General features: G+C 68.9%; 7 protein-coding genes. 4 read left to right on the top strand and 3 right to left on the bottom strand.

The features are described 5' to 3' along the window. Together WA965_RS03555 and WA965_RS03560 are read left to right on the top strand one after the other, a co-directional pair. Positions 1 to 658, top strand: a 658-nt coding sequence (locus WA965_RS03555) for a uracil-DNA glycosylase (protein WP_526447084.1), incomplete at its 5' end; no start/stop codon positions are given. Between the two features lie 93 nt (positions 659 to 751). Continuing rightward, a complete protein-coding gene (locus WA965_RS03560; protein WP_526295781.1) occupies positions 752 to 1801 on the top strand; it encodes an LLM class flavin-dependent oxidoreductase in 1050 nt (349 codons plus the stop codon). Here WA965_RS03560 and WA965_RS03565 read toward each other — a convergent pair. Together WA965_RS03565 and WA965_RS03570 are read right to left on the bottom strand one after the other, a co-directional pair. After that, a complete protein-coding gene (locus tag WA965_RS03565; RefSeq protein WP_526295783.1) occupies positions 1798 to 2250 on the bottom strand; it encodes a nitroreductase family deazaflavin-dependent oxidoreductase in 453 nt (150 codons plus the stop codon). The genes WA965_RS03560 and WA965_RS03565 overlap by 4 nt on opposite strands. Before the next feature lie 4 nt (positions 2251 to 2254). Beyond that, positions 2255 to 2692 carry an HIT family protein gene (locus tag WA965_RS03570; RefSeq protein WP_526295785.1) on the bottom strand — a complete coding sequence of 146 codons (438 nt, stop codon included), beginning with the start codon at positions 2690 to 2692 and terminating at the stop codon, positions 2255 to 2257. A 54-nt stretch (positions 2693 to 2746) separates the two neighbouring features. Between WA965_RS03570 and WA965_RS03575 the strand changes: the two genes are divergently transcribed. Beyond that, positions 2747 to 4147 carry an amidase gene (locus tag WA965_RS03575; RefSeq protein ID WP_526295821.1) on the top strand — a complete coding sequence of 467 codons (1401 nt, stop codon included), beginning with the start codon at positions 2747 to 2749 and terminating at the stop codon, positions 4145 to 4147. On the opposite strand, the gene WA965_RS03580 is transcribed toward WA965_RS03575, so the two are convergent. After that, positions 4144 to 4638 (bottom strand): DNA-deoxyinosine glycosylase, encoded by a 495-nt coding sequence (locus WA965_RS03580; protein WP_526295787.1) that lies wholly within the window; start codon positions 4636 to 4638, stop codon positions 4144 to 4146. The two genes, WA965_RS03575 and WA965_RS03580, sit on opposite strands and share 4 nt — an antisense overlap. A gap of 44 nt (positions 4639 to 4682) precedes the next feature. Between WA965_RS03580 and WA965_RS03585 the strand changes: the two genes are divergently transcribed. Continuing rightward, positions 4683 to 5052 (top strand): adenylate cyclase regulatory domain-containing protein (locus WA965_RS03585; protein WP_526447086.1); only part of this gene is annotated, 370 nt, incomplete at its 3' end.

Genomic DNA, 5052 nt, shown 5'->3' on the forward strand with positions numbered 1-5052 from the left:
GTGTCGGGCATGCCCGCGGCTGGTGCAGTGGCGGGAACAGGTCGCCGTGGAAAAGCGCAGGTCATACGCCGACCAGCCGTACTGGGGCAGGCCTGCGCCGGGTTTCGGATCGACGAGGCCGCGCATCCTGGTCGTCGGATTGGCGCCGGCGGCACACGGCGCCAACCGCACCGGACGGGTGTTCACCGGTGATCGGTCGGGAGATTTCCTGTTCGGGTCGCTGCATCGTTGTGGTCTGGCGAACCAGCCGACGTGCACCGACAGCGCAGACGGGTTGGTGCTCAACGATGTTCGGGTGGCGGCAGCGGTGCGGTGTGCACCGCCGGCGAACGCGCCGACGCCGGCCGAGCGCGCCGATTGTGCGCCGTGGCTGGATGCCGAGTGGCGGCTCATCGGGTCGGACGTGAAGGTGATCGTCGCGCTCGGCGGGTTCGCCTGGCAGGTGACGCTGGCGATGATCCGCCGCACCGGCGGGACCGTGGGCACGCCCACGCCGAAGTTCGGCCACGGCACCATCGCGACGCTGGGCGTCGAGGGTGGTCACGTAGCGCTGGTGGGCTGTTACCACCCCAGCCAGCAGAACACCTTCACCGGCAGGCTCACCTCGGCGATGATGGACGAGGTCTTCGCCACCGCCCGCGCGATTTCGGCGCGCTGAACGACCCCCGCGGTCGACCGGCGCGCCCGATTCGCAAGGAATGGGCCCGAAGCCACGGGGAACGTCCGGCGGCCAACAGGCGTTGCACACTCAATGCGTCTTTCTGTTCTCGACCTCGTCCCGGTGCGCTCCGACCAGAGCACCTCGGCTGCGCTGTCCGCGACCACCCGTCTCGCCCAGACCGCGGACAGGCTCGGCTACACGCGCTACTGGATCGCCGAGCACCACAACATGCCGTCGGTTGCCGCGACCAGCCCGCCGGTGCTGATCGCCCACCTGGCCGCCCAGACCTCGGCGCTGCGGCTGGGGTCGGGCGGGGTGATGCTGCCCAATCACGCGCCGCTGGCCGTCGCCGAGCAGTTCGCGCTGCTGGAAGCCGCGCATCCCGGCCGTATCGATCTGGGCATCGGTCGCGCGCCCGGTTCGGATCCGGTGACGTCGATGGCGCTGCGGGGTGCCGCAGGGCGTGACGATCGTGACATCGAGGCTTTCCCCGAATATCTCGACGACGTGGTGTCGCTGATGAGCGCCCGCGGTGTGCGGGTGCCGCTACCGCGCGACCTGATGCGTGACAACTACATCCTGAAGGCGACCCCGGCCGCGGTCAGCGAGCCCACGCTGTGGCTGCTCGGCTCGTCGATGTACTCGGCACGGCTGGCTGCGGCCAAGGGCCTGCCCTACGTCTTCGCCCACCACTTCTCCGGCCAGGGCACCGAGGAGGCGTTGCGGACCTACCGCACGCAGTTCCGGCCCAGCGAGCAGGCCGCCGAGCCGGTGACATTCCTGACGGTCAACGCCGCGGTGGCCGAAACCCGGGACGAGGCAACACGTTTGATCCTGCCGAACCTGCAGATGATGGGTCGGCTGCGGACGGGTCAGCCGATGGTGCCACTGGACCTCGTCGAGGATGCCGAGCAGCAGCGGGTCAGCCCGCAGGCGCAGGCGATCATCGACGCGGGCCTGCGCCAGGCCGTGATGGGCTCACCCGCCGAGGCGGCAGACCAGGTGCGTGCGCTCGCGGAGCGGTTCGGCGTGGACGAGGTGATGATCCACCCGGTCGCCTCAGCGTTCCGTGGCACCGACCCGGCCACGGCTCCCGGTCGCGAGCGCACCTTGGAGCTGCTGGCCAAGGAGCTGTTCTAAGGGGAGAGCCGGACGATCGGGATCGGCCGCGACGTCCGCTTCTGATAACCGTCGTAGCGGTCCGAGTTCTGCGAGTTCACCAGCTGCCACATCCGGGCGTAGTCGGGATCATCGGGAAGCACCGGCGTCGCCGTCACAGGAAATCGCCTTGGGCCGACGTTGATCTCGACGTTCGGGTTGGCCTTGAGGTTGTGGTACCACCCGGGCGCTTTCGGGTCACCGCCCTTGGAGGCGACCACCAGATAGTCGCCGCGGTCGGGGAAGTACGACAGGGTGTTCGTGCGCTGTTTGCCGGTCTTGGCACCCACGGTGTGCAGCAGCAGGCTCGGCGCCACACCGGGCAGCGGGATGCGGTGTCCCAGGCGACCGTTGGTGCTCTTGTAGACCTTGTCGTGCACCATCAGCAGCCGGTATCCGATGTTCTGCTCGATCCACAGTGCGATGCCCATGGCGTCAATCCTTCTCTGCGGTGTCGATCCGCGCCAGTGCCTCGCGCAGCAGTCGACCGGACTGCTCGCGGTCGGGATCCCGCCGAACGAACATGCCCTTGGCGAAGGACAACTTGTCGCCGGTACGTCGCGGCACCACATGGAGATGGATGTGGAACACCGACTGGAACGCGGCCTTGCCGTCGTTGATGGCGATGTTGTTGCCGTCTGCGTGCAGACCGGAGACCCGTGCCGCTCTGGCGATGCGCTGGCCGAGGGTCGCCATCCCGGCCACGGTGTCCGGCGGAGTGTCGGTCAGATCGACGACGTGGTCCTTCGGGAAGACCAGCGTGTGCCCCTTGGTGAACGGTCGGATGTCGAGGATGGCGAGGTAGTCCTCGTCCTCGTAGATCCGGATGGCGGGGGCATCGCCGGCGACGATGGCACAGAACACGCAGGACATCCCGTCACGCTAATGGGTATCGATCGACCACGGACCACCGCGTCCCGGCGCACAATGGCCGACGTGCACCCCGACGATCTCGCCTTCGCCGGCGCTGCTGCGCAGGCGCGACTCCTGGCCGACGGGGTGATCACTGCGCCCGCGCTGGTCGAGACGTACCTCCGCCGCATCGCTGCTCTCGACCCGGTGCTCAGGTGCTACCGGGTGGTGCTGGCCGACAGCGCGCGGCACGAGGCCGTCGCCGCCCAGGGTCGACTCGATGCCGGGGAGCGGCTTCCGCTACTCGGGGTGCCGGTCGCGATCAAGGACGACATCGACGTCGCGGGTGAAGTCACCACCTACGGAAGTGCCGCCCACGGGCCGGGTCGAACCCGCGACGCCGACGTCGTCGGCCGCCTTCGCGACGCGGGCGCGGTGATTCTCGGCAAGACCGCGGTGCCGGAGATGATGATCTGGCCCTTCACCGAGACCCTCACCTTCGGAGCCACCCGAAACCCGTACAACACCGAGTTCACGCCGGGCGGCAGCAGTGGCGGCAGCGGTGCCGCGGTGGCAGCGGGTCTGGCGGGGTTGGCCGTGGGTTCCGATGGCATGGGGTCGATTCGGATTCCGTCGACGTGGTGTGGGTTGTTCGGGATGAAGCCCCAACGCGATCGTGTTCCGCTGGCACCCCACGACGACGCCTGGAGCGGGCTGAGCGTGAACGGTCCGATGGCGCGCACCGTCGAGGATGCCGCGGTGTTCCTGGACGCGACGACGACGTTGCCCGGCCCGGACGGCGGATTCGTCGGTGCTGTCCGACGCTCGCCCGGGCGTCTACGAATTGCGTTGAGCGACAAGGTTCCACCGCCCCTGGTCGCTCGTGTCGGCCGGGAGCAGCGGGCCGCACTCGTCGAAGCCGGCGTGCTGCTCCGAGACCTCGGCCATCACGTGGTGGAGCGCGATCCGGACTATCCGCCGTCGGCGGTCTACGCCCAGGCGTTGCCGCGGTACTTCCGCGGTGTCCACGACGACGTCGCGATGCTGCCGAATCCCGAGCGTCTGGACCGGCGCACCCGGTCGTTCGGCCGCATCGGCGCCCTGGTCTCCGATCGCAGGTTGGCGGCGATACGCGCCGCCGAACACGAAATCACCGCCCGCATCCTGGCGATCTTCGACGACGTCGACGTGGTGATCACGCCCGGTTCCGCGGCGGGACCGTCGCGCGTGGGTGCTTATCAGCGGCGCGGCGCGATCGCCACGGTTGCGCTGGTCTCCGCGCGGGTGCCGTTCCAGGCGATGTTCAATGTGACGGGCCAACCCGCGGCGGTGGTGCCGTGGGGTCTGGACGCGCACGGCATTCCGACGTCGATCCAGCTGGTGGGCAGGCCGTGTGACGAAGCGACCCTGTTGTCGCTGAGCGCGCAGATCGAGACGGCGCGGCCTTGGCGGGATCGACGCCCGGCGGTGTCCTAACCGCTCAGCGCTCGACGCCACGCGGAGAGCTTGTCGTCGAATCGCACAGTGTGTGCGGGGCTGGTGGAGGGGAGTGTCGCGTAGCTCAGCGGTTGTTCGACAGCAACGAGTCTGCGGTAATTCTTCGCCGCGGCCGCACCGTTGAACAACACCCGGGTGATGGTCGGGTGGGCTGAGAACAATGCGCCGAAGTCGTTGGCCACCATGCTATCCCGTTCCACAGCCGCGTCCAGGCTGCCGACTCGGCGACACGATCTCAGCACATCCCACACGGCGACGCCGGCTCCCGTCAGGGCCGTGACCCGGTCTTCGTAGGGCACGGCCGGGTCGAACCCGAAGAGTGCGGCGGCGATCGGCCAGAACGCGTTGCGCGGATGTGCGTAGTACTGTTGCGCGTCCAGCGACGCGACCCCCGGCATGTTGCCGAGTATGAGGATGCGCGCGCCGGCGGCGATGATCGGCGGGAATCCCTGCAACGTCGGCGGGTTCATCGCTCATGTCTATCGCACCGACGGGGGCCGTATACCGTGGGCAGGTGGGTGATGACGTCGATCTCGAGACATCGGGACTGCTGGACGGGCTCGAAGGTGACGCGCGGGCCGAGCGCGCCGAATTGATCGAATGGCTTCTGCAGCGGGGAGTCCGTGCGGAGCAGATCCGCGCCACCCCGGCGCCGATGCTGCTGGGCTCCCGGCGCGCCATCGGCGACGACGGCGTGTACGTGTCCGCACGCGAGGCAGCGGCCAAAGCCGGCGTCGACCTCGAGTTGTTCGAGCGGATTCAGCGGGCCATGGGGCTGCCCAGGGTCGACGATCCGGACGCCGCGGTGTTTCTGCGTGCCGACGCCGAGGCGGCGAAGTTCACCCGGGAGTTCCTCGCAGCGGGCATCGATGCCGACGAGCTGG

This window comes from Mycobacterium sp. (assembly GCF_049683935.1).
Lineage (GTDB): Bacteria > Actinomycetota > Actinomycetes > Mycobacteriales > Mycobacteriaceae > Mycobacterium.

Bases quoted from the DNA above. Each gene is read 5' to 3' on its own strand.
- WA965_RS03565 (WP_526295783.1), bottom strand. From the start codon at position 2,250: ATGGGCATCGCACTGTGGATCGAGCAGAACATCGGATACCGGCTGCTG.
- WA965_RS03560 (WP_526295781.1), top strand. From the start codon at position 752: ATGCGTCTTTCTGTTCTCGACCTCGTCCCGGTGCGCTCCGACCAGAGC.
- WA965_RS03575 (WP_526295821.1), top strand. From the start codon at position 2,747: ATGGCCGACGTGCACCCCGACGATCTCGCCTTCGCCGGCGCTGCTGCG.
- WA965_RS03570 (WP_526295785.1), bottom strand. From the start codon at position 2,692: ATGTCCTGCGTGTTCTGTGCCATCGTCGCCGGCGATGCCCCCGCCATC.
- WA965_RS03580 (WP_526295787.1), bottom strand. From the start codon at position 4,638: ATGAACCCGCCGACGTTGCAGGGATTCCCGCCGATCATCGCCGCCGGC.